The sequence below is a fragment of the Streptomyces sp. NPDC002206 genome, assembly GCF_053593595.1.
The window spans coordinates 1-19,998 of record NZ_JBSFCW010000038.1; the positions used below are offsets into that span (position 1 = coordinate 1).

The following is a 19,998-nucleotide window of genomic DNA, read 5'->3' on the forward strand; positions in this document are numbered from 1 at the left end:
CGGGGCGGGGGGGGGGCCCCGCCCCCGGGCCGGGGGGGGGGGGGGGGGGGGGCCCCCCCCGGGGGGGGGGGGGGGGGGGGGGGGGGGGGGCCCCCCCCCCCCCCCCCCCCCCGCACGGCCCCACCCCCACTGTCAGTCCCACCTGCCAAACTCAAACGCATGACCGAGCGCTGGGCTCTGACCGCCACAGAGACCGGCGGAGCCCACCTCGCCCCGCTGGCCCCCACGGGCCTGCCCGCGGCCCCGTTCCACACCGAGCCCGACCTGGTGGAGGCCGTCCGCTCCCGCCCGGACGTCACCCGCTGGGTGTGGCGGTCGACCGCCGAGATCTACCCACGCCTGCTCACAGCGGGTGTACGGGTCAGCCGCTGCTACGACATCGAGGTCGCCGAGTCGCTCCTCCTCGCACACGAGGGCCGGCTGGGCGAGCCCCGCTCCGCCGCGGCCGCCCATGCCCGCCTCCGTAACGCCCCCGTGCCTCCGGATCCCCCGTCCCGGTCCGCCGAACCCGGCTCCCAGTCCTCCCTTTTCGAGCCGCCGTCCGGCACGGACATCCCATTCGAGGCGCTCCTCCAGGTCTACGCGGAACAGCTGCGCCGCCACGACGCCACCGCGCACCCCGGCAGGATGCGCCTGCTGACGGCCGCCGAGTCGGCCGGCATGCTGGTCGCCGCGGAGATGAACTGGGCCGGCCTGCCCTGGCGGGCCGACGTTCACCGGGAAGTGCTGCACGACCTGCTGGGCGACCGCTATGCCGGCGGCGGCGAACCCCGCAGACTGGCCGAGCTGGCCGACGAGGTGTCGGCGGCGTTCGGCCGCCGTGTCCGCCCGGACCTCCCCGCCGACGTGGTGAAGGCGTTCGCCCAGGCCGGCATCAAGGTGAAGTCGACCCGCCGCTGGGAGCTGGAGGAGCTGGACCATCCGGCGGTGGAGCCACTGATCCAGTACAAGAAGCTGTACCGGATCTGGACGGCGCACGGCTGGAGCTGGCTCCAGGACTGGGTGCGGGACGGCCGGTTCCGCCCCGAGTACCAGCCGGGCGGCACGGTCAGCGGCCGCTGGACGACCAACGGCGGCGGGGCGCTGCAGATCCCCAAGGTGATCCGGCAGGCGGTCGTCGCCGACGACGGCTGGCGGCTGGTCGTCGCGGACGCCGATCAGATGGAGCCGAGGGTCCTGGCCGCAATCTCCCGCGACCGCGGCCTGATGGAGGTGGCGGGCCACGGCGGCGACCTCTATACGGCACTGTCGGACCGCGCGTTCCATGGCGACCGCGACCATGCCAAGCTCGCGCTGCTGGGTGCGATCTACGGCCAGACATCGGGCGACGGCCTGAAGAATCTGGCGGCGCTGCGGCGCCGGTTCCCGCTGGCCGTGGCGTATGTCGACGACGCGGCGAAGGAGGGCGAAGAGGGCCGTCTCGTACGGACATGGCTGGGCAGGACCAGCCCGCCGGCCGCCGGAACCGGGGACGACGACGAGGCGGGTATCCCGCAGGAGAGCGACGAGCAGTCGTCCGGCGACGGCGACTTCACCCCCGGCTATGCCTCGTCGAACGCCCGCGCGCGGGGCCGCTTCACCCGTAACTTCGTGGTGCAGGGCAGTGCCGCGGACTGGGCACTGCTGTTCCTGGCCGCGCTGCGCCAGTCCCTGACGGCCGCCGGTCTCCGGGCCGAGCTGGTCTTCTTCCAGCACGACGAGGTGATGGTGCACTGCCCCCATGAGGAGGCGAATGCGGTGGTGGAGGCGATCCGGGCGGCAGGGGAACGGGCCGGGCGGACCGCCTTCGGCGAGACGCCGGTGCGTTTCCCTTTCACGACGGCGATCGTGGAACGCTACTCCGACGCCAAGTAGGGCCAATCAGGAGAGGTCACTCCCCGGAACCGGAACCACCGGGCCGATCGGCCGCCCGGGACTCGCCCTTCCGCAAGGACTGCGTGGGCTGCACGGTCTCCACCGGCGGAACGACACGCCCGGTACCTGCACCCGGCCCCCCGAACCCGCCGAACCCGGCCAGACCGTGGTCGTAATGCACCGCTCGCAGATGCTGATGCCGGTGCCGCCTGTTGAGCAGATGAATCAAGAACGCGGTCAGCGCGATCATCGCCAGGACGACCGCCGCCATGATCAAGGTGTCCATAAGAGACGGCCCCCTTCGAACGCGCAGGCCGAAAGAACAAGAAGCGCCGGGAACGACGCAGACCGACGAACCGGCGTACGGAACGTTCTCGACATTTCCAGGCTACTCCGCGGAAAAAGCCCGGGCCGGGAACGCTTTTGTCCCGGCGCCGGGACATGGAAGAGGCGGGATAGCGGGGTCGGCGGACGCGATGCCGGACGTGACGTCAGCCCGGCAAGCACAAGCGCGTCGGCGGCGGTCGAGGCGGCCGGGGGAATTGCCGACACGGCAGCCACGCACCCGACACCTTCAGGAGATCTCGGCCGCCCCTCACTTCGCCTCATGGGCCCCTCCGATATGCGTGCGAGATCTCCCCGGCCGAGGACCGCACCAGTAGGTTCCCCTCATGCGAATAGGCCAACTGCTGGGTACGGGACGATCTGCCGACGTGTACGCGATCGACGAGGCCTGGGTCCTGCGCCGGTACCGCGACAGCAGCGATGCCACACCGGAGCTCGCCGTCATGTCCTACCTCTCGGCGTGCGGCTACCCCGTCCCCCGCCTCGGCCCGAACCCGGCCACCGCCACCCCCTCCGACCTGGTACTGCAACGTCTGACCGGCCCGACGATGCTGGAGTCGCTGCTCTCCGGTGCGCTCGCCGAGGACGAGGGCGGCGCCATACTCGCCGGACTCCTCACCGACCTGCACACGATCCCGGCCAGGGTCTCCCAGGACCCGGAGGACCGGATCCTCCACCTCGATCTGCACCCGGACAATGTGATGCTGACACCCGACGGCCCGGTGGTGATCGACTGGCGGACCACCGCGGAAGGTCCGCCGGCCCTGGACCGGGCCATGTCGTCGCTGATCCTGGCCCAGGTGGCGGTGGACCCCGCATCGCCGTCGGCAGCGGGCGCCCGCTCACTGCTCAAGGCCCTGCTCCCGCACCTCGCCGACCAGGGAGGTATCCCCACTCCCCACCTCGCCCAGGCCAAGCGGCGCCGCGCGACGGACTCGAACCTGAGCCCGGACGAACTGGCCCTCATCGACGAAGCGGCGGACCTGATCAGCGAACTGGATCCCGGCGGCCGACCCCGGGCATGAAAAAGCCCGGATCACGGCGAGTGAGTTCTGGGGGCTGCTGGTGATCCGGACCGCACAAACGGTGGCCCCCGGTGCCCCATATCGGTACGTAAGCGTCAGTCGTCGCTGACGACTCCGATGCCGATACGTAGCTCTACCGGGAGCCTAGCCAGTGGCCGAGGTGGGTGTCACTCGGGTCGATGAACGTCTTCATCGGCGGTGCGGCTCTCACCGGTTGCCTGGTGTATTAGCTAGCTTCCTCCTTATTTGTCCGTAGTCAAGAGAAGAAGCGGGTAAGAATCAGTCGCTTTCGTCCCCTTGCGGCGGCCACAAGCGAGCCGGACGCCGACGTCGGGTCCAAAAAAGGAAAAACCCCAGGTCACGGCGAGTGAGTCCTGAAGTTTCTCTGAGCCGCCCTTGCGTCGGTGAGAAACGCGTCGAGAGCGGCAGCGTCGAGGAAGCGCACACTCACGCGATGGACGCGGAGAGCCGTGCCGTCAGGCTCGGCCGTCGTCCCGTCGAACGTCACCACATCGCCGATGACAGAGTCGACCTCGCGCCGGACCGGAATGTGACGGCCGACACCGTCGACGAGATCGTCCGGGTAGGACGGAGTCCACTCCTCCCGGGCCCGTGCTTGGGGATGGCGCGGCTCGAACGCGACACGTCCTCCTTGACGCCATGTCGTGGATCGCGGTGAGCGAGGCGCGTACTTCCTGGTCGGTGACGAGGAACTGCAAAGCGTGACCAGTCATCGTCGCCTGCGGCCTGACCGCCCGGCTTTCAGCGGTCGCAGGTGACGTGGAGGCGGGCCCAGGCGTTGTTGGCGTAGCCCTTGGGGTTCCAGACCGTCGCTGGGGACTCGGGCTGTACGGCTGCGGCGGAGTCCCAGGCGCGGGCGAGGAGTTCCGTCTCCCCTGCCGGGAGGATGAGCGAGGTGCGCCAGTGCTGCCACGTCCATGGGTTGTCCGGTGCGTTCAGATCGGCGTGGACCCACGTGGTGCCGCCGTCGGCGGACACGTCCACGCGTGTCACCGTGCGGTCGTCGCCGGCGAAGGCCACGCCGGTGACCTCGGTAGGCCCGGACGGCAGTCGAGCGCCTTTGCCGGGCCGCAGGATGGCGCTGTGAATGACGACCGGCCCGAGCGTGATGCCGTCGCCTGGTCCTGCCTTGTGGGGGTCGGCCTCGGGAGGCAGGAGGCTGTACTCCCACTGGAAGTAGTTGTCGGACGGTTCGGTCTGTGCGGTGATGCGCTGGAGCCATTTGACGCTGCGGGCGCCGATGTAGCCCGGGACGACGGCGCGCAGCGGGGCGCCGTGTGCGACGGGAAGAGCCTGATCGTTCATCGCCCAGGCCAGGAGCACCTCGCTGGAGGTGGCCTTCGCCGCCGGTACGGAGGCGCCGAAGGGCTGTGGCGGGTCGGCGTCCTGTGACACGTCGGCGCCGGTGAAGGTGATGTGGGCCGCTTCTGCCTGCAGCCCTGCCTCGGTCAGTACATCCGCCAGGCTCACACCGGTCCACCATGCCGTGGATATGGCGCCGGGGCCCCAGGGGACCTGGCCGGGTATGTCGCGGAACTCCACGAGGTCGGCGCGGCGGTTGCCCGCGCACTGCAAAGTGGCGAGCACTTTCCGTTCGGGGAAGCGGCGCCGCAGTTCGTCCAGCGACAATTCCAGCGGGCGATCGACCATGCCGTTCACCCGCAGCCGCCAGCTCGCCCCGTCCACGCGGGGGATCGGGGCATGGTTGCGGCCATAGAAGGTGTCCAGAGGGGTGACCGGGTCCACGAGCGCGCCGGGAGGTGGTTCAGCGTTGTAGGGCTCGGTCTGGTGCACGATCATGTCGTCTCGTTTATCCCATATGCCCATACCGCCACTATGCTCAAAGTCCTCCCAAGCGGCACTTTCGATCCCGCTCGGTTTCGGCGACGGCGGCAGAATGCGCATCGCGGGCGGCCTCCAGCAGGAGAGCGAGTCATGGGCAAGGAACGCCCCGGGGATGACACAGATCCATCCCACGCCCGAGATCATCTGGCGAACGAGCGCACCTACCTCGCATGGCTGCGCACATCCGCGAACGTGATGGCGCTGGGGCTGGCCGTGGCCAAGTTCGTCGAAGCCAGCCGTACCCGTTCACTGGCCGCAGGCGCTCTGCTGATGGCTGTCGGAGCGGCTGGGCCGGCTTACTCCGCAGTGCGCTACCGGCACGCCGCAGCCGATATCAGGCACGAACGGCTTCGCGCCGCCGGCCGAACCGGAGGACCACTGGCCGCAGGCGCCGTACTGACCGTCGCACTCGCTGTCGCCCTATTGCTGCTCTGGTGACGCCAGTACGGCCGGGCCGAATGACGGCCCGCGGATGGCCTCGGGCCCACCTACGACACCGCGCGTTTGCTGATGGTCCGAGGTGTTACGTGAACACGGCACCCGCCACCGTGTAGGTGCCGCGCGATCCCCACCTCCGTCCGGCGCCCCTGGGGCCGGCTGGCCCCGGCCGCCCGCACCCGGTTCCGCAGCGTCTCCGGGTGGATTCCCAGATCAGTGGCGACCGACCGGATCGTCGCTCCGGGACGCGACTCGTACAGCGCGACCGCGTCCGACGTCGCCGCCGCGTCCGACAAAAGCAAAAGCCCCAGGTCACGGCGAGTGAGTCCTGAGGCTTCTACAGAGCCGCCTTCGGGATTCGAACCCGAGACCTACGCATTACGAGTGCGTTGCTCTGGCCAACTGAGCTAAGGCGGCACGCCCCGTCGCACCATGGTGCGATCAGCGGCGTCGCCAAGTCTACACAGTTTCGGAGAGTGCTCCGTACCGCCCTCCCCCGGAGCCGTATCCGCTGGTCAAGGGGGAGGTTCGGCGGATCGGGGAGTCAGGAGCACCTCTTGTCGGCGGCAGGCGGGGTGCCGTTCAGGAGGTACGTGTTGATCGCCGTGTCGATGCAGTCGCTGCCGCGGCCGTACGCCGTGTGGCCGTCACCCTCGTAGGTGAGGAGCCTTCCGGAGGAGAGCTGGCCGGCCAGGGACTGGGCCCACTTGTACGGGGTGGCCGGGTCGCGGATGGTGCCGACCACGACGATCGGGGAGGCGCCCTTCGCAGTGATGCGGTGCGGGGTGCCGGTGGCGCCGACGGGCCAGTCGGCGCAGTTCAGGGAGGCCCAGGCGAGAGGTTTGCCGAAGACCGGGGACGCCTTCTCGAAGCTCGGGAGGGCCTGCATGACGACGCTCGGGCCGGTGAAGGCCGGGGGCGAGTCGAGGCAGTTCACGGCTGCGTTGGCAGACATCAGGTTCGCGTACGTGCCGTTCGGCTGACGCTCGTAGTAGCTGTCGGCGAGGGCGAGCAGGCCGGAACCGTCGCCCGCCTGGGCGCCCGCGATGGCTTCACGGAGCTGGGGCCAGGTCGATTCGTCGTACATGGCGGCAACGACGCCCATGGTGGCGAGGGACTCGCCGAGCTTGCGGGTCTCGCCGGTGGGGATGGGCTTGGCGTCGAGGTCGGCGAAGAGCTGCTCGAGGTGGGTGGCGGCATCGGCGGTGGAGGTGGTGCCGAGCGGGCAGTCCGACTTCTTCACGCAGTCAGCGGCGAAGGACTGGAATGCGGTCTCGAAGCCCGCGGTCTGGTCGCGGTTCATCTCGATCGACGAGAGCGACGGGTCCATCGCACCGTCGAGGACGAGGCGGCCGGTCCGGGCAGGGAAGAGCTCGGCGTACGTCGCACCCAGGAAGGTGCCGTACGACGCCCCGACATACGTCAGCTTCTCGTCACCGAGCAGGGACCGCAGGATGTCCATGTCGCGGGCCGCTTCGACGGTGGAGACGTGCGGGAGGATCTTGCCGGAGCGCTGCTCGCAACCGTCCGCGAACTTCTGGAAGGAGTCGCTCAGCTGCGTGACCTCGGCGTCGTCGTCGGGGGTCTGATCGACCTGGGTGTACGCGTCCATCTGCGGTCCGGTGAGGCATTCGACGGGTTCACTGCGGGCGACGCCGCGCGGGTCGACGGCGACCATGTCGTAGCGGGCACGGACCGGGGCGGGGTAGCCCGCGGCCGCGTAGCTCTGGAGGTAGCCGATGGCCGAGCCGCCGGGGCCGCCCGGGTTCACCAGGAGGGAGCCGATCCGCTTGCCCGGGCCGGTGGCCTTCTTGCGGGAGACGGCCAGCTTGATGTCGCCGGCACCCGGCTTCGCGTAGTCGAGCGGCGCCTTCATGGTGGCGCACTGGAATCCGGAGACGCCGCAGTCCCGCCAGCTCAGATGCTGTGCGTAGTACGGCACAAGCTCCGGGGGCACGGATGGCGCGGAACTCGACGCACTCGTCGTCGAACTGCCGCTGCTGCAGCCGGAGATGAGTAGGCCGGCAGTGCCGAGCAGGGTGCCGAAGGTACGGAGCAGGCGCCTGGTATCCATCCCCGGAGCGTAGCCGCCATGCGACGACTCGCCCGATTCGTTACCCAATCGGGTGAATCAGCGATCCGTGTCGGCGATCCATGTCGGAGCTTCGTATCAGAAATCCGTGTCAGCCTGCGCGTAGTGCCATCGTCATCGCCTCCACCGCGAGCAGCGGCGCCACATTGCGGTCCAACGCCCGGCGGCAGGCAATCACTGCCTCTATCCGGCGCAGGGTGCGCTCGGGTGTGGAGGACCGGGCGATCCGGTCGACTGCGTCCCGGACATCGACATTGGAGAGCGCGATCTGCGAACCCAGTTGGAGCGCCAGTACGTCGCGGTAGAAGCCGGTCAGATCGGTGAGCGCCAGATCCAGGCTGTCGCGCTGGGTGCGGGTCTTGCGGCGCTTCTGCCTGTCCTCCAGCTCCTTCATCACCCCCGCCGTGCCGCGCGGCATCCGGCCTCCGGCGGCCGCGCCGAGCGCGGCCTTCATGTCCTCAGTCTCCTTGACGTCGACCTCTTCGGAGACCTGCCTCGCATCGTCGGCAGCGGTGTCGATCAGCTCCTGGGCCGCCTTCAGACAGCCGCCGATGTCCTCGATCCTGAGCGGAAGCTTGAGCACAGCCGCGCGGCGCGCGCGGGCCTTCTCGTCGGTGGCGAGGCGGCGGGCCCGGCCGATGTGCCCCTGCGTGGCGCGCGCGGCGGACGCGGCCCGCTCCGGATCGATGCCGTCGCGCCGGATCAGCACATCGGCGACGGCGTCGACCGACGGGGTGCGCAGCGTGAGGTGACGGCAGCGGGACCGGATGGTGGGCAGCACATCTTCGAGGGAGGGGGCGCAGAGCAGCCACACCGTGCGCGGCGCGGGCTCCTCGACCGCCTTCAGCAGCACGTTCCCCGCGCCCTCCGTAAGCCGGTCGGCGTCCTCCAGGATGATCACCTGCCAGCGGCCCACGGCCGGGGAGAGCTGGGCGCGGCGGACCAGCTCGCGGGTCTCCTTCACACCGATGGAGAGCAGGTCCGTGCGGACCACCTCGACATCGGCATGCGTACCGACGAGACTCGTGTGACAGCCGTCGCAGAAGCCGCACCCCGGTGCGCCGCCCAGGGCGCGGTCCGGGCTGGTGCACTGGAGGGCGGCGGCGAAGGCGCGGGCGGCGGTGGACCGCCCGGAGCCCGGCGGTCCGGTGAACAGCCAGGCGTGGGTCATCCTCGACCCCGGCGGCACCCGCTCCCCCGCAGAGACTGCGGTGACCAGCGCATCGGCGTCCTGAGCGGCGGCACCGAGCTGCTCCTGCACTCGGTCCTGGCCGACCAGGTCGTCCCATACGGACATGGGTCACCGCCCTTCCGGTGGTCGTGTACGGCTCCGGCTTCCCATTGTGGGGGAGGGGTCTGACAATCCCGGCGATCCGGTCCGTCCCCGGTCCCGGGACCCGGACACCGGGACCCGGACCCCCGGCCGGGGATCCGGCCGGGGCCCGTCAGCAGGCTCCGCTCAACGGCGCGGGCGGCGGCCGTGTCCGGAGGTGCCGGGGTCCTCGTCGTCACTGTCGTGATCGCCGAGCAGCTCGTCCGCCAGTGTCGGCAGATCGTCCAGCGGGGTCTCCTCGGCCCAGTCCGGACGAGAACGCCGACCGCGCGGCCGCCGGTCCTCGGCGGCGTGCGGGGCGGCATGCCGGCCGCTGACCTGCGGCAGCTCCCGGGTGCGCTCGTTCTCCCGCTCCGCTGCGGCGCCGGCCGGGCGCTCGTCACGGAAGATGCCGCGCGGAACCCGGTCCGCCGGGTGCTCGTCACGAGCCTCCCGTACGTCCCTGACCGGCGGAAGCACCGTGGTCTCGTCCGCGGCGCCCGCAGCGTCCCATGCCGAAGGTCGCTCCGACCGCTGGGAACGGTCTGTCGCGTCGGAGATCTCCGGGAGCATCGCCGTCTCGGCCTCGGGCGACGGTGTGGCAACCGGCGACGGCACCGCCTGGGTCACCTCGTTCGGGCCGACCACCGGCGTCGGCACCGTCAGCTCGTTGTCCGGGACGGACGCGGACCCCGCTCGGGCAGCCTGCGCCGCCGCAGCCGAAGCCGCCTCGGCCTCCGCCTGCCGCCGGGCCGCCTCGGCCCGCAGCAGAGCCTCCTCGGCCTTGCGCTGCTTCTCCAGCCGCCGCGCCTCGGTCTCCTTGCGAAGCCTGGCCTCCTCCTCGGCCTGCCGGCGCAGCCGGGCCTGCTCGGCCTCGCGGGCCTGCTCCTCGGCCTCCCGCCTGACCCGCTCCTCCTCGGCCTGCCGACGGGCTTCCTCCGCCTGTCGTTCGGCCTCGCGCTGCCGCGCCTCCTCCAGCTCGCGGCGCTGACGCTCCTCCTCCTCGGCGCGGAGCTTGGCGAGCTGTTCCTGGCGCTCGCGCTCCAGTCGCTCCTCCTCCGCCTTGCGGGCGGCCTCTTCCTCGGCCTTGCGCCGGGCCTCGTCCTCGGCCGCCTTGCGCGCCTCCGCCTGGGCCTTGATCTCGGCCTCGGAGAGCGGCAGGAGCTGGTCGAGCCGGTGGCGTACGACGGTGGTGATCGAATCCGGTTCCTGGCCTGCGTCCACCACCAGATAGCGGGTCGGGTCGGCCGCGGCCAGGGTCAGGAAGCCGGACCGCACCCGGGCGTGGAACTCGGGCGGCTCGGACTCCAGCCGGTCGGGCGCCTCGGTGAACCGTTCCCGCGCGGTCTCCGGGTCGACATCGAGCAGCACCGTCAGATGCGGTACGAGGCCGCTCGTCGCCCATCGCGAGATCCGGGCGATCTCGGTCGGGGACAGGTCGCGGCCGGCGCCCTGGTAGGCGACGGACGAGTCGATGTAACGGTCGGAGATGACGATCGCGCCGCGCTCCAGCGCCGGACGGACCAGCGAGTCGACGTGCTCGGCGCGGTCGGCGGCGTACAGCAGGGCCTCGGCCCGGTTCGAAAGACCGGCCGACGACACGTCGAGCAGGATGGAACGCAGCCGCTTGCCGACCGGGGTCGCCCCCGGCTCGCGGGTGACGACGACCTCGTGGCCCTTGGCGCGGATCCACTCGGCGAGCGCCTCGACCTGGGTGGACTTGCCGGCCCCGTCGCCGCCCTCCAGGACCAGGAAAAAGCCCGTGGCTGCGGGCGCCACGGCCGGTTCGCCGCCGCGCAGGGCCTCGCGCAGATCGCGGCGCAGCGGCACTCCGGACCGGTCGTCCGTCCTGGCGAGGACGATCGCGGCGACCGGCAGCAGCAGGGCGCCGATGAGCATCAGGGCGAAGGCGGCGCCGCCGTGCGCGAAGACGAAGTCACCGGCGGTCAGCCGGTGCGTGCCGATGGCAGCAGCCAGCAGCGGGCCCCCGACCGCGCCGAGCGCGATCAGGACCCGGACGAGGGCCTGGAGGTGCTCGGTGGTCCTGGCCCGGCGGACCTCCTCGGTCTCCTGGTCCACGAGAGTGTGCCCGGTGTACGCGGCGACACCCGCCGCGTATCCGGCGAGAACCGCGATGAACACCACGGTCGCCGTGTCCGGCACGAGGCCCATCGCGAGGAGCGCGACCCCGGTGACAGCTGTGGCGAGGGCGAGCAGCCGGCGACGCGACAGGGTGGGCAGCACCTTCTCGGCGGTTCGGATGCCGGTCCCGGTGGCGCCGGTCAGAGCGAGGATCAGCAGGGCGAAGGTGACGGGGCCGCCACCGAGGTCGGCCGCGTGCAGTACGGCGACGGCGGCCGCGGCGGCGATCGCTCCGGCAACCGCGGCGCAGGCGCCGACGATCAGCGGGACGGCGCCGGTACGACCCCTGTCCGGGCCGCCGGCCGTGGACGGCCGGCGCAGGCCTTCTAGGGGCGAGCGCGGGCGGGGCGTCGGCGAACCGGGCAGTTCGAGGAAGTACAGGGTGGAGATCGAGGCGGAGAACAGCCCGGCCGCGACGTACGAGCCGAGGGCCGCCTGATGGAAGGAGAACCACTCCAGCCCCGAACCCAGCAGATTGCCGATGAGCGTGGCGATCAGCAGGACGGCGGCCGCGGCGGGAATGGCGGCGAAGTCCGTACGGAGGGAGAGCCGGCGCAGCGCGTCGAGGTGGTCCGGCAGCGGGCGTACCGCGGCACCCTCCGCGGGCGGGGCGGGCAGCAGCGCGGGCGCGGCGCTCTCCTTGGCGATGGTCCACAGCCGTTCGCCGACGCCGGTGACGAAGACTGTGATGAGGATCATCATGAGCGCCTTGTCGGGCATCCAGTCGATCCACAGCGGTGCGACGACGAGCAGTGCGAGCCGCAGCCCGTCCGCTCCGATCATCAGCCACCGCCGGTCCAGCGGTCCGCCGGGCGCGGTGAGCGTCGTCAGCGGCCCCAGGAGTACGGCTCCGAAGAGGAGCGTGGCAAGGATTCGGGCACCGAAGACAGCGGCGACGGCAAAGGCCGCCCCGCGGTATCCGGATCCGAATGAGCCCTCAAGGACCGCCGCTTGCAGCGACAGCAGCACCAGCACGAGAAGGGCGAGTGCATCGCCGATTCCGCCGACGAGCTGCGCGCTCCACAACCGCTTCAGCGGGGGAACATGCAACAGGGCTCGTACGGCGCGCTCGCGTGAGTCTGCGGCAAGTGTGTCGGAGGTGGGGCTCACGACCGTTGGCTGCTCGGCTCGCGTCATCCGCCCAGCCTATCCGCAGCGGCGCGGTCACCGGTGACCCCATCCGAACATATGGGCGCCGGGCGCAGGGGGTGGGGCGGGGTTCGGGCGCCTGCGGCGGGCTTGTTCCCCCACTCGCCCCTTCCCGAAACCGGGGCTCCGCCCCCGCTCCTCGGACGCCGGAGGGACCGAAAAACGCAGGACCCGGCACCTGGAGAGGTGCCGGGCCCTGGCGCTCAGACGTGCTCGGCCGTCAGCCGAGTGCCATCAGTCCTCGGCGGGGGACGCCGCAGTCGCATTCTTGGCCACGGCCTTCTTCGCCGTCGTCGCCTTCTTCGCGGTCGTCGTCTTCTTCGCCGCGGTCTTCTTGGCCGCCGTCGCAGTCGTCTTCTTCGCGGTCGTCGTCTTCTTCGCCGCGGTCTTCTTGGCCGCCGTCGCAGTCGTCTTCTTCGCGGTCGTCGTCTTCTTCGCTGCCGTCTTCTTCGCCGGGGCCTTCTTCGCCGTCTTCTTCTTGGCGGGTCCCTTGGCGCGCTTCTCCGCGAGGAGCTCGTAACCGCGCTCCGGCGTGATGTCCTCGACGCTGTCGTCGGTGCGCAGCGTCGCATTCGTCTCGCCGTCGGTGACGTACGCACCGAAGCGCCCGTCCTTGACGACGACCGGAGCACCGCTCACCGGGTCGGTGCCCAGCTCCTTCAGCGGCGGCTTGGCGGCGGCCCGTCCGCGCTGCTTCGGCTGGGCGTAGATCGCGAGGGCCTCTTCGAGCGTGATGTCGAAGAGCTGGTCCTCGGAGGTGAGCGAACGCGAGTCCGTGCCCTTCTTCAGGTACGGGCCGTAGCGGCCGTTCTGTGCGGTGATCTCGACGCCTTCGGCGTCCTCGCCGACGACCCGCGGCAACGACATCAGCCTGAGCGCGTCGGCCAGCGTCACCGTGTCCAGCGACATCGACTTGAAGAGCGACGCGGTCCGCGGCTTCACCGCGCTCTTGCCGGTCTTCGGCGTCCCCTCGGGCAGCACCTCGGTGACGTACGGACCGTACCGGCCGTCCTTCGCGATGATCTGGTTCCCGGTCACCGGGTCCGCGCCGAGCTCGTAGTCGCCGCTCGGCTTGGCCAGCAGCTCCTCCGCGTACTCGACGGACAGCTCGTCGGGCGCCAGCTCCTCCGGCACATCCGCGCGCTGGTGGCCCTCGGCGTCCTTCTCACCACGCTCGATGTACGGGCCGTACCGCCCGACGCGGAGCGTGATGTCGTTGCCGACAGGGAAGGAGGAGATCTCCCGGGCGTCGATCGCGCCGAGGTCGGTGACGAGCTCCTTCAGACCGCCGAGGTGGTCGCCGTCGCCGTTGCCCGCGGCGGAGGCCGCGCCGCTGACGGCGTCGTCGCCCTTGCCGAAGTAGAAGCGCCTCAGCCACGGCACGGACTGGGCCTCGCCCCGCGCGATGCGGTCGAGGTCGTCCTCCATCCGCGCGGTGAAGTCGTAGTCGACGAGCCGGCCGAAGTGCTTCTCCAGCAGGTTGACCACGGCGAAGGAGAGGAACGACGGGACGAGCGCCGTGCCCTTCTTGAAGACATAGCCGCGGTCGAGGATGGTGCCGATGATCGAGGCGTACGTCGACGGGCGGCCGATCTCGCGCTCTTCCAGTTCCTTGACCAGCGAGGCCTCGGTATAACGGGCCGGCGGCTTGGTCGCGTGGCCGTCGACCGAGATCTCCTCGGCGGACAGCGCGTCGCCCTCGGCGACCTGCGGCAGCCGCCGCTCACGGTCGTCGAGCTCGGCGTTCGGGTCGTCGGCGCCTTCGACGTACGCCTTCATGAAGCCGTGGAAGGTGATCGTCTTGCCGGACGCGGAGAACTCGGCGTCCCGGCCGTCGCTCGCCCGGCCACCGATCTTCACGGTGACGGAATTACCGACCGCGTCCTTCATCTGGGAGGCGACGGTCCGCTTCCAGATCAGCTCGTAGAGCCGGAACTGGTCGCCGGTCAGGCCGGTCTCGGCGGGCGTGCGGAAGCGGTCGCCGGAGGGGCGGATCGCCTCGTGCGCCTCCTGCGCGTTCTTGACCTTCCCGGCGTACGTACGCGGCTTGTCCGGCAGGTAGTCGGCGCCGTACAACTGCGTGACCTGCGCCCTCGCCGCGGAGATCGCGGTGTCGGAGAGGGTCGTGGAGTCGGTACGCATGTAGGTGATGAAGCCGTTCTCGTACAGCTTCTGCGCGACCTGCATGGTGGCCTTGGCCCCGAAGCCCAGCTTGCGGCTCGCCTCCTGCTGGAGGGTCGTCGTACGGAACGGGGCGTACGGGGAGCGGCGGTAGGGCTTCGACTCGACGGACCGTACGGCGAACGCGGAGTCGGCGAGCGCGGCGGCCAGGGCCCGGGCGTTCGTCTCGTCCAGGTGCAGCACCTGGCCGGAGCCGGACTTCAGCTGCCCGTCCGGACCGAAGTCGCGGCCCTGGGCGATCCGGCGGCCGTCGACCGCGCTCAGGCGGGCGGTCAGCGTCGACGGGTCCGAGGCGTCACCGGTTCGGCCGGTGGCGAACGTGCCGGTCAGGTCCCAGTACTCGGCGGAGCGGAAGGCGATGCGCTCGCGCTCCCGCTCGACGACGAGGCGGGTGGCGACGGACTGGACGCGGCCGGCCGACAGCCGCGGCATGACCTTCTTCCACAGGACCGGCGAGACCTCGTAGCCATAGAGGCGGTCGAGGATACGGCGGGTCTCCTGGGCGTCGACCATGCGCTGATTGAGCTCGCGCGGGTTGGCCACCGCCTCCCGGATCGCGTCCTTGGTGATCTCGTGGAAGACCATCCGGTGGACCGGAACCTTCGGCTTGAGCACTTCCTGCAGGTGCCACGCGATGGCTTCGCCCTCGCGGTCCTCATCGGTGGCGAGGAAGAGTTCGTCGGACTCGGCCAGCAGCTGCTTGAGCTTCCTGACCTGCGCCTTCTTGTCCGCGTTGACGACGTAGATGGGCTGGAAGTCATGCTCGACGTCGACGCCGAGCCGACGGACCTCGCCGGTGTACTCGTCCGGCACCTCTGCGGCGCCGTTCGGCAGGTCACGGATGTGCCCGACGCTCGCCTCGACGACGTATCCGGGGCCGAGGTAGCCCTTGATCGTCTTCGCCTTGGCAGGCGACTCGACGATGACGAGTCGGCGGCCGCCCTGTGCGGTCTCGCTGGTCGGGGACAACTTCGCTCTTCTCTCCGGTCGACACTCAGTGGGCATCCGGGCAGCGCGATAGCGCTGCCGACGGTGCTGTCGCTGCGGAGTGTGACGGTACAACCCGCCCCCGTGTCAAACGGCAAAAGCCCGCAACGGCCACTCGAACGGTAACCCGACTTCCGCCATTCCTGCCGCCCGGAGTGCCCGTTACGCGGTGCGCACGGTCGCTGCCTGCGGGTTTAGGGGCCCGGTGGCCGCGCTGTGATCGCCGAGGGAGAGAGGCGGTGCGCCGGGCGTGTTCGCGGGTCCGGACCCGGTGGCCGCACGGTCGAGGGGGCGGTGGGAACCCGGTGGCGCCGGGCGGGGGAATGGATCAGATGTGAGTGAAGCACCACACGCCGAGGGCGAGGAAAAGTACACCGAACAAAGTGGCGAGTGCGGTGGAGACGACGGGGCTCACCCCGTGCGCGACCGGCGCGCGATGGACGACGCGCGCCCCCGTCCATACCAGCAGCGCGGCCCCGAACAGCGCAAACGCCGTCCCGGCGAAGATCGCAGGTCCGCTCTCCATGTCCGTACGCCTCTCTGTCTGCGCCCGGCGCGCAGCCGGTGCCCGCGTCGAGTCGCCTCGCCAGGGGAGGCTGCCACGCACGGGCGTCGTCGACACGAACCCCGGGTGAACTCCAGCACCGCCGCCCGTATCGGTGGCCGTCGGGTGCGGCCGCGGCAACGGTCGCAGCCGCAGCCGCACCCGACGGCCCTGCGTGACGGCCGTGTGTGACAGTCGTGCGTCGTGGCCGTGCGTCGTGGCCGTGCGTGATGGCCGGATTCACATCACGTCGAGCGTCGCGCGTCGTCTGCTGCCGCGTTCGAAGAGCGCCAGCAGGACGACGGCGAGCACCGCATACCCGGCCCCCGTCGCCAGCTCGGCACCGAGCCGCCCCCGGTCGAGCCCGCCCCCCGTGGACAACTGCCGGGCGGCCTCGGTGGCATGGGTCAGCGGGAGTACGTCCCCGAAGGCCCGCATCCACCCCGGCAGGGTCTCGCGCGGCACATTGGCGCCGGTGAGCAGAAGGAGTACGGAGCTCGCCACGTTGGACACCAGGAACACATCACGGAACCGCAGGCCGAGCGCCCCCAGGGCGAGCCCGAAGGCGGAGCAGCCGGCCGCGGCGGCGACGAGCACCGCGCCGAGGCCGGGCAGCGAGCCAACCGGAATCCGCAGTCCCAGCAGGAGGCAGGCGGCAGTGAGCGTGAAGACGCTGATGAGGAGGCCGTTCAGTACATAGGGCAGGGCGCGCCCGAACCAGAGCGGAGCCCGGTGCCGAGGGCTCAGCAACACCGCTCCGAGGGTGCCGTAGCGGCGCTCGTTGGCGATGGCCATCGTGCCGCCGTAGACGCAGGCCGTGGAGGCGGCGACAACGGCGTTGCCCAGCAGGTAGAAGCGGTCGTCGGCGACACCGAGCTGTCGCCCGAGGAAGACGAAGAACAGCAGTTGCAGCAGCGGGCCGACCAGCAGCGTGCCGATGAACATGGGCGGTGTCGTCCAGTTGAACAGTGCCCGGTACGAGAGGGCACCACCGATCACGACGAGTCGCAACGCGCGGACGATGCGTCGAGCGAGGTGGGGAATCCGGTAGAGCATGCGTCGAAACTCCTGGACTTCAGGCGAGGGAGAGGGTGGCAGCGGCCCGCGCACGGCGTTCGACCCGCCCCAGGACGAGCACGGCAGCCAGCGCGTAGACCGCGCCGAGGGCGAGGGCGACGGCCATCGGGGTCAGTACCTCACCGACGGCCGCACCACCCGATGTCGCCGCGTGCACGGCCCGCGCACCCCAAGTGGTGGGCAGCGCCCAGGAGACCGGACGCGTCCAGTCCGGGAGCACGGTGACGGGCACGAGCAGCCCGGACAGCAGCCACACGGGCGCGTCGAGCGGGTTGGCGAGCGCGTTGGCGTTGCGCAGCAGGACGAACGTGGCGGCGAGCAGCAGCCCCATCATCCCGAGCGACAGGACGCACACCGGTACGGCCACCAGAAAGAGCAGCGGGTGCGCGAAGTCGAGGGGCACGTCGAAGAGCACGACGCCCCAGACCACGGTCGCGCCCATCGCGTACGTACCGATGACGGCCGTGGCCAGGGTGATGGGCAGAAGGACGAGGGAGAGCGGTGTGGGCGAACTGACCAGCGTCTCCAGCGTGCCGAGCCAGCGCTGGTTCTGTACAGCTCCGCCCGACCCGAAGAGCACCGAGGACCAGATGCCCATCAGCCCCGCGCCGACGACTGCGGTGAGCGGCTGGCCGGGGTCGTCGGCGGCGCGGAAGAGGTAGACGGCGAGGGTCGCGTACACCAGGGGCACGAGGACGGCGAAGGTGATTTCGAGCGGTGAGCGGCTCATGTACGAGACATGGGTCCGCACCCCGACGACGGTCAGGCGAAGGGCCCGCGACACGGTCATGCGGCGGCCTCCTCGACCCGGCCGGCCGTCGCGGCGCAGGAGTCGTCGCTCGCACTGCCGTCCGTACCGGCGTCCGCGCCACCGGCCGTACCGATCCCCGCCACCTCGGCTTGCTCAGCCTCCTCGACGATCGCAATGTACGCGTCCTCCAGGGTGGGTTCCCGGGTGACGACCCGTCCGATCCGGATCCCGTCGAGCGCCGTCAGGACCTGCGCGTGCAGCTCCGCCCCGCGTTCCGTCTGCACCATGACGGCCTGCCGGCTGCCCCGGTCCTCGGCCGCCACCCCGCGCACTCCCGGCAGTTCCCGGATGCGGTCGAGGTGCTCGTCGGCCGCCCCGTACGCCTCGATCTCCAGGATGTCGCGCTCCTGCACCCGGGACTTGAGCCGGTCCGGGGTGCCGAGCGCCCGGATCGTGCCGCCCGCGATCACCGCGATCCGGTCGCACAACTCGTCGGCCTCGGCCATGTAATGGGTGGTGAGCAGGACGGTGGTGCCACCCGTCCGCAGATCGGCGACCGTACGGCGCAGATCGCGCGCCGCCACCGGGTCGACACCGATGGACGGCTCGTCGAGGAAGAGGACGTCGGGCTTGTGCAGCAGACCGCGGGCGATGTGCAGACGCTGCCTCATCCCGCGCGAGTAGCCCTCGACGCGTTCCCTCTCCCGGCCGGCCAGGCCGACCAGGTCGAGGAGTTCGGCGATCCGGCGCTTCTGCTCGCGTGGCTCGACCCCGTACAACTCGGCGAAGTAGCGCAGGTTGTCGAGAGCGGAGAGCCGGTCGTACAGGCCCCGGTCGCCGCCGAAGACGTAACCGATCCTGCGGCGTACTGCCACGGGGTCGGACGCCACGTCATGGCCGAGGACACGAGCCGTGCCGGAGGTGGGCAGCAGCAGGGTGTTGAGCATCTTGATGGTCGTGGTCTTGCCCGCGCCGTTGGGGCCGAGCAGTCCGAACAGCTCGCCGCGCACCACCTCGAAACTGACGCCGCGCACGGCCTCGGTCGCGGTGCGGCGGGGGCGCAGAAAGCCGGTGCGGCTGGTGTAGGTGCGGCGGAGATTCTTCGCCTCGATCGCAAGCATGGCGGGGACGCTAGGCCCGCCCGCACCGCACCCGCCATCAATTCGGGGGCTGCCGAATCGTCGTTCCCGTACCGGTCCGGTCAGGACACGGCGCGCAGCACGTCCTCGCCCGACAGCAGCGCGAGCAACGCCCGGCCGGTGTCGGTGAGCTGGTAGTAGACGCTGCGTCCGACCCGGTGACGGGTGACGACGTCCGCGTCGGCGAGGACGGACAGATGTTCCGAGACCGTACTCGGTGCGAGGCCGAGCCGGTCGGCTATCCCTGCAGTCGTGAGCGGTCCGCCGAGCTGGCGCAGGACCGATGCCCGGCCCCGTCCGAGCAGCACACCGAGCCGGTCGGTGGGCTCCGGCCCGGCCGCGGCCCGCTCGCGCAGCGCACCCGTACCCCGGGCCTGGAAGGAGACGGCGAGGACCTCGGGATCGTCGGTGGAGTAGAGCCGGCAGCCCTCGGCGAAGACGAGCGGCACGAGCAGGAGCCGCCGCTCGCCCGCCCGGTACTCGGCGTCGATGTGCTTCGTCAGTTCAAGGACGGGCGGCGTCCACTTGGCCCGTGCCTCCAGCCCGGTGAAGAGTGCGTCGATCCCCTCGGTCGCGAAGGTCCGGGCGCGGATGAGGACTTCGTCCTCGACCAGGCGGCGCATGGTCGGCCAGTGCTGCTCCAGTGCGCCTTCCCAGTACGCGGCGTACGCATCGGCGAGTGCGGCGCAGGCCGCCTCGGGGTCGTCCAGGTAGGGGCGGACACGGGGATGGTCCTCCAGCCCCGGGTAGTGCTCCTCGACCCCGGCCCGTACAACCTCGGGCGGCGTCGCCCGGATGGTGTCCAGCTCCGTCTCGACGGACGAGGCCCCGACCGGAAGCGGAAGCAGGAAGTCCGGGAAGTTCGCCGGACCGTCGACCAGCAACTGCAGTGCCGCGGTCCGGTCGTCCTCACGCAGCACCTCGCGGGCCCGTACGGCCCACTCCTCGTACGGCCAGGAGGGCGTGCGGTGCGGCCGGGCCAGATGCAGGCTGCAGAAGGCCTCCCACAGCGGGCTGATGGCGATCCGGGTCGCGCCGAGCGTCGCCTCGTCCAGTTCGATCCGGATCACCGCGCCCCCACCGTCCCTTCCGGCCT

At 70.9% G+C, this 19,998-nt stretch carries 14 protein-coding genes and 1 tRNA gene; 3 read left to right on the top strand and 12 right to left on the bottom strand.

All coding sequences use genetic code 11. The features are described from left to right. Nucleotides 1-159: 159 nt before the first annotated feature. On the top strand, nt 160-1,854 hold the full coding sequence (locus tag ACWCP8_RS35675; RefSeq protein ID WP_451120483.1) for a bifunctional 3'-5' exonuclease/DNA polymerase: 1,695 nt from the start codon (nt 160-162) through the stop codon (nt 1,852-1,854). A gap of 16 nt (nt 1,855-1,870) precedes the next feature. Here the strand turns inward: ACWCP8_RS35675 and ACWCP8_RS35680 are convergent, their stop codons facing one another. Then, a complete protein-coding gene (locus ACWCP8_RS35680) occupies nt 1,871-2,140 on the bottom strand; it encodes a hypothetical protein (RefSeq protein WP_352268460.1) in 270 nt (89 codons plus the stop codon). A gap of 385 nt (nt 2,141-2,525) precedes the next feature. Here ACWCP8_RS35680 and ACWCP8_RS35685 point away from each other — a divergent pair, with 385 nt between their 5' ends. After that, complete coding sequence (locus ACWCP8_RS35685) at nt 2,526-3,224, top strand: phosphotransferase (RefSeq protein ID WP_451120485.1); 699 nt, start codon at nt 2,526-2,528, stop codon at nt 3,222-3,224. Nucleotides 3,225-3,986: 762 nt separating this feature from the next. Here the strand turns inward: ACWCP8_RS35685 and ACWCP8_RS35690 are convergent. After that, nucleotides 3,987-5,072: a sulfite oxidase gene (locus ACWCP8_RS35690; protein WP_451120487.1), complete on the bottom strand. Its 1,086-nt coding sequence runs from the start codon at nt 5,070-5,072 to the stop codon at nt 3,987-3,989. Between the two features lie 108 nt (nt 5,073-5,180). On the opposite strand from ACWCP8_RS35690, the gene ACWCP8_RS35695 reads away from it, so the two are divergent. Next, nucleotides 5,181-5,528: a YidH family protein gene (locus ACWCP8_RS35695; protein WP_352268456.1), complete on the top strand. Its 348-nt coding sequence runs from the start codon at nt 5,181-5,183 to the stop codon at nt 5,526-5,528. 343 nt (nt 5,529-5,871) lie between these two features. Here ACWCP8_RS35695 and ACWCP8_RS35700 read toward each other — a convergent pair. The 10 genes from ACWCP8_RS35700 to ACWCP8_RS35745 form a co-directional block, all read right to left on the bottom strand. Then, nucleotides 5,872-5,945, bottom strand: a tRNA-Thr gene (locus ACWCP8_RS35700). 127 nt (nt 5,946-6,072) lie between these two features. After that, complete coding sequence (locus tag ACWCP8_RS35705) at nt 6,073-7,602, bottom strand: alpha/beta hydrolase (RefSeq protein ID WP_451120489.1); 1,530 nt, start codon at nt 7,600-7,602, stop codon at nt 6,073-6,075. Nucleotides 7,603-7,711: 109 nt separating this feature from the next. Further along, a complete protein-coding gene (locus ACWCP8_RS35710; protein WP_352268427.1) occupies nt 7,712-8,917 on the bottom strand; it encodes a DNA polymerase III subunit delta' in 1,206 nt (401 codons plus the stop codon). Between the two features lie 162 nt (nt 8,918-9,079). Continuing rightward, nucleotides 9,080-12,211 carry a dTMP kinase gene (tmk, locus tag ACWCP8_RS35715; RefSeq protein WP_451120491.1) on the bottom strand — a complete coding sequence of 1,044 codons (3,132 nt, stop codon included), beginning with the start codon at nt 12,209-12,211 and terminating at the stop codon, nt 9,080-9,082. A 246-nt stretch (nt 12,212-12,457) separates the two neighbouring features. Further along, nucleotides 12,458-15,373, bottom strand: a complete 2,916-nt coding sequence (gene topA, locus ACWCP8_RS35720; RefSeq protein WP_451120493.1) for a type I DNA topoisomerase — start codon at nt 15,371-15,373, stop codon at nt 12,458-12,460. A gap of 346 nt (nt 15,374-15,719) precedes the next feature. Then, on the bottom strand, nt 15,720-15,917 hold the full coding sequence (locus tag ACWCP8_RS35725) for a hypothetical protein (RefSeq protein ID WP_267004460.1): 198 nt from the start codon (nt 15,915-15,917) through the stop codon (nt 15,720-15,722). Between the two features lie 258 nt (nt 15,918-16,175). Further along, nucleotides 16,176-16,991 (bottom strand): ABC transporter permease, encoded by an 816-nt coding sequence (locus tag ACWCP8_RS35730; RefSeq protein WP_451120495.1) that lies wholly within the window; start codon nt 16,989-16,991, stop codon nt 16,176-16,178. 19 nt (nt 16,992-17,010) lie between these two features. After that, nucleotides 17,011-17,802, bottom strand: a complete 792-nt coding sequence (locus tag ACWCP8_RS35735; protein WP_352268421.1) for an ABC transporter permease — start codon at nt 17,800-17,802, stop codon at nt 17,011-17,013. After that, nucleotides 17,799-18,884: an ATP-binding cassette domain-containing protein gene (locus ACWCP8_RS35740; RefSeq protein ID WP_451120497.1), complete on the bottom strand. Its 1,086-nt coding sequence runs from the start codon at nt 18,882-18,884 to the stop codon at nt 17,799-17,801. Before ACWCP8_RS35740 ends, ACWCP8_RS35735 begins: the two co-directional genes overlap by 4 nt. 80 nt (nt 18,885-18,964) lie before the next feature. Continuing rightward, a complete protein-coding gene (locus ACWCP8_RS35745) occupies nt 18,965-19,972 on the bottom strand; it encodes an ArsR/SmtB family transcription factor (RefSeq protein ID WP_352268419.1) in 1,008 nt (335 codons plus the stop codon). Between the last annotated feature and the right edge of the window lie 26 nt (nt 19,973-19,998).

Bases quoted from the DNA above. Each gene is read 5' to 3' on its own strand.
- tmk (WP_451120491.1), bottom strand. From the start codon at position 12,211: ATGACGCGAGCCGAGCAGCCAACGGTCGTGAGCCCCACCTCCGACACA.
- ACWCP8_RS35740 (WP_451120497.1), bottom strand. From the start codon at position 18,884: ATGCTTGCGATCGAGGCGAAGAATCTCCGCCGCACCTACACCAGCCGC.
- ACWCP8_RS35680 (WP_352268460.1), bottom strand. From the start codon at position 2,140: ATGGACACCTTGATCATGGCGGCGGTCGTCCTGGCGATGATCGCGCTG.
- ACWCP8_RS35675 (WP_451120483.1), top strand. From the start codon at position 160: ATGACCGAGCGCTGGGCTCTGACCGCCACAGAGACCGGCGGAGCCCAC.
- ACWCP8_RS35685 (WP_451120485.1), top strand. From the start codon at position 2,526: ATGCGAATAGGCCAACTGCTGGGTACGGGACGATCTGCCGACGTGTAC.
- ACWCP8_RS35725 (WP_267004460.1), bottom strand. From the start codon at position 15,917: ATGGAGAGCGGACCTGCGATCTTCGCCGGGACGGCGTTTGCGCTGTTC.
- ACWCP8_RS35710 (WP_352268427.1), bottom strand. From the start codon at position 8,917: ATGTCCGTATGGGACGACCTGGTCGGCCAGGACCGAGTGCAGGAGCAG.
- ACWCP8_RS35735 (WP_352268421.1), bottom strand. From the start codon at position 17,802: ATGACCGTGTCGCGGGCCCTTCGCCTGACCGTCGTCGGGGTGCGGACC.
- ACWCP8_RS35690 (WP_451120487.1), bottom strand. From the start codon at position 5,072: ATGGGCATATGGGATAAACGAGACGACATGATCGTGCACCAGACCGAG.
- ACWCP8_RS35695 (WP_352268456.1), top strand. From the start codon at position 5,181: ATGGGCAAGGAACGCCCCGGGGATGACACAGATCCATCCCACGCCCGA.
- ACWCP8_RS35705 (WP_451120489.1), bottom strand. From the start codon at position 7,602: ATGGATACCAGGCGCCTGCTCCGTACCTTCGGCACCCTGCTCGGCACT.
- ACWCP8_RS35730 (WP_451120495.1), bottom strand. From the start codon at position 16,991: ATGCTCTACCGGATTCCCCACCTCGCTCGACGCATCGTCCGCGCGTTG.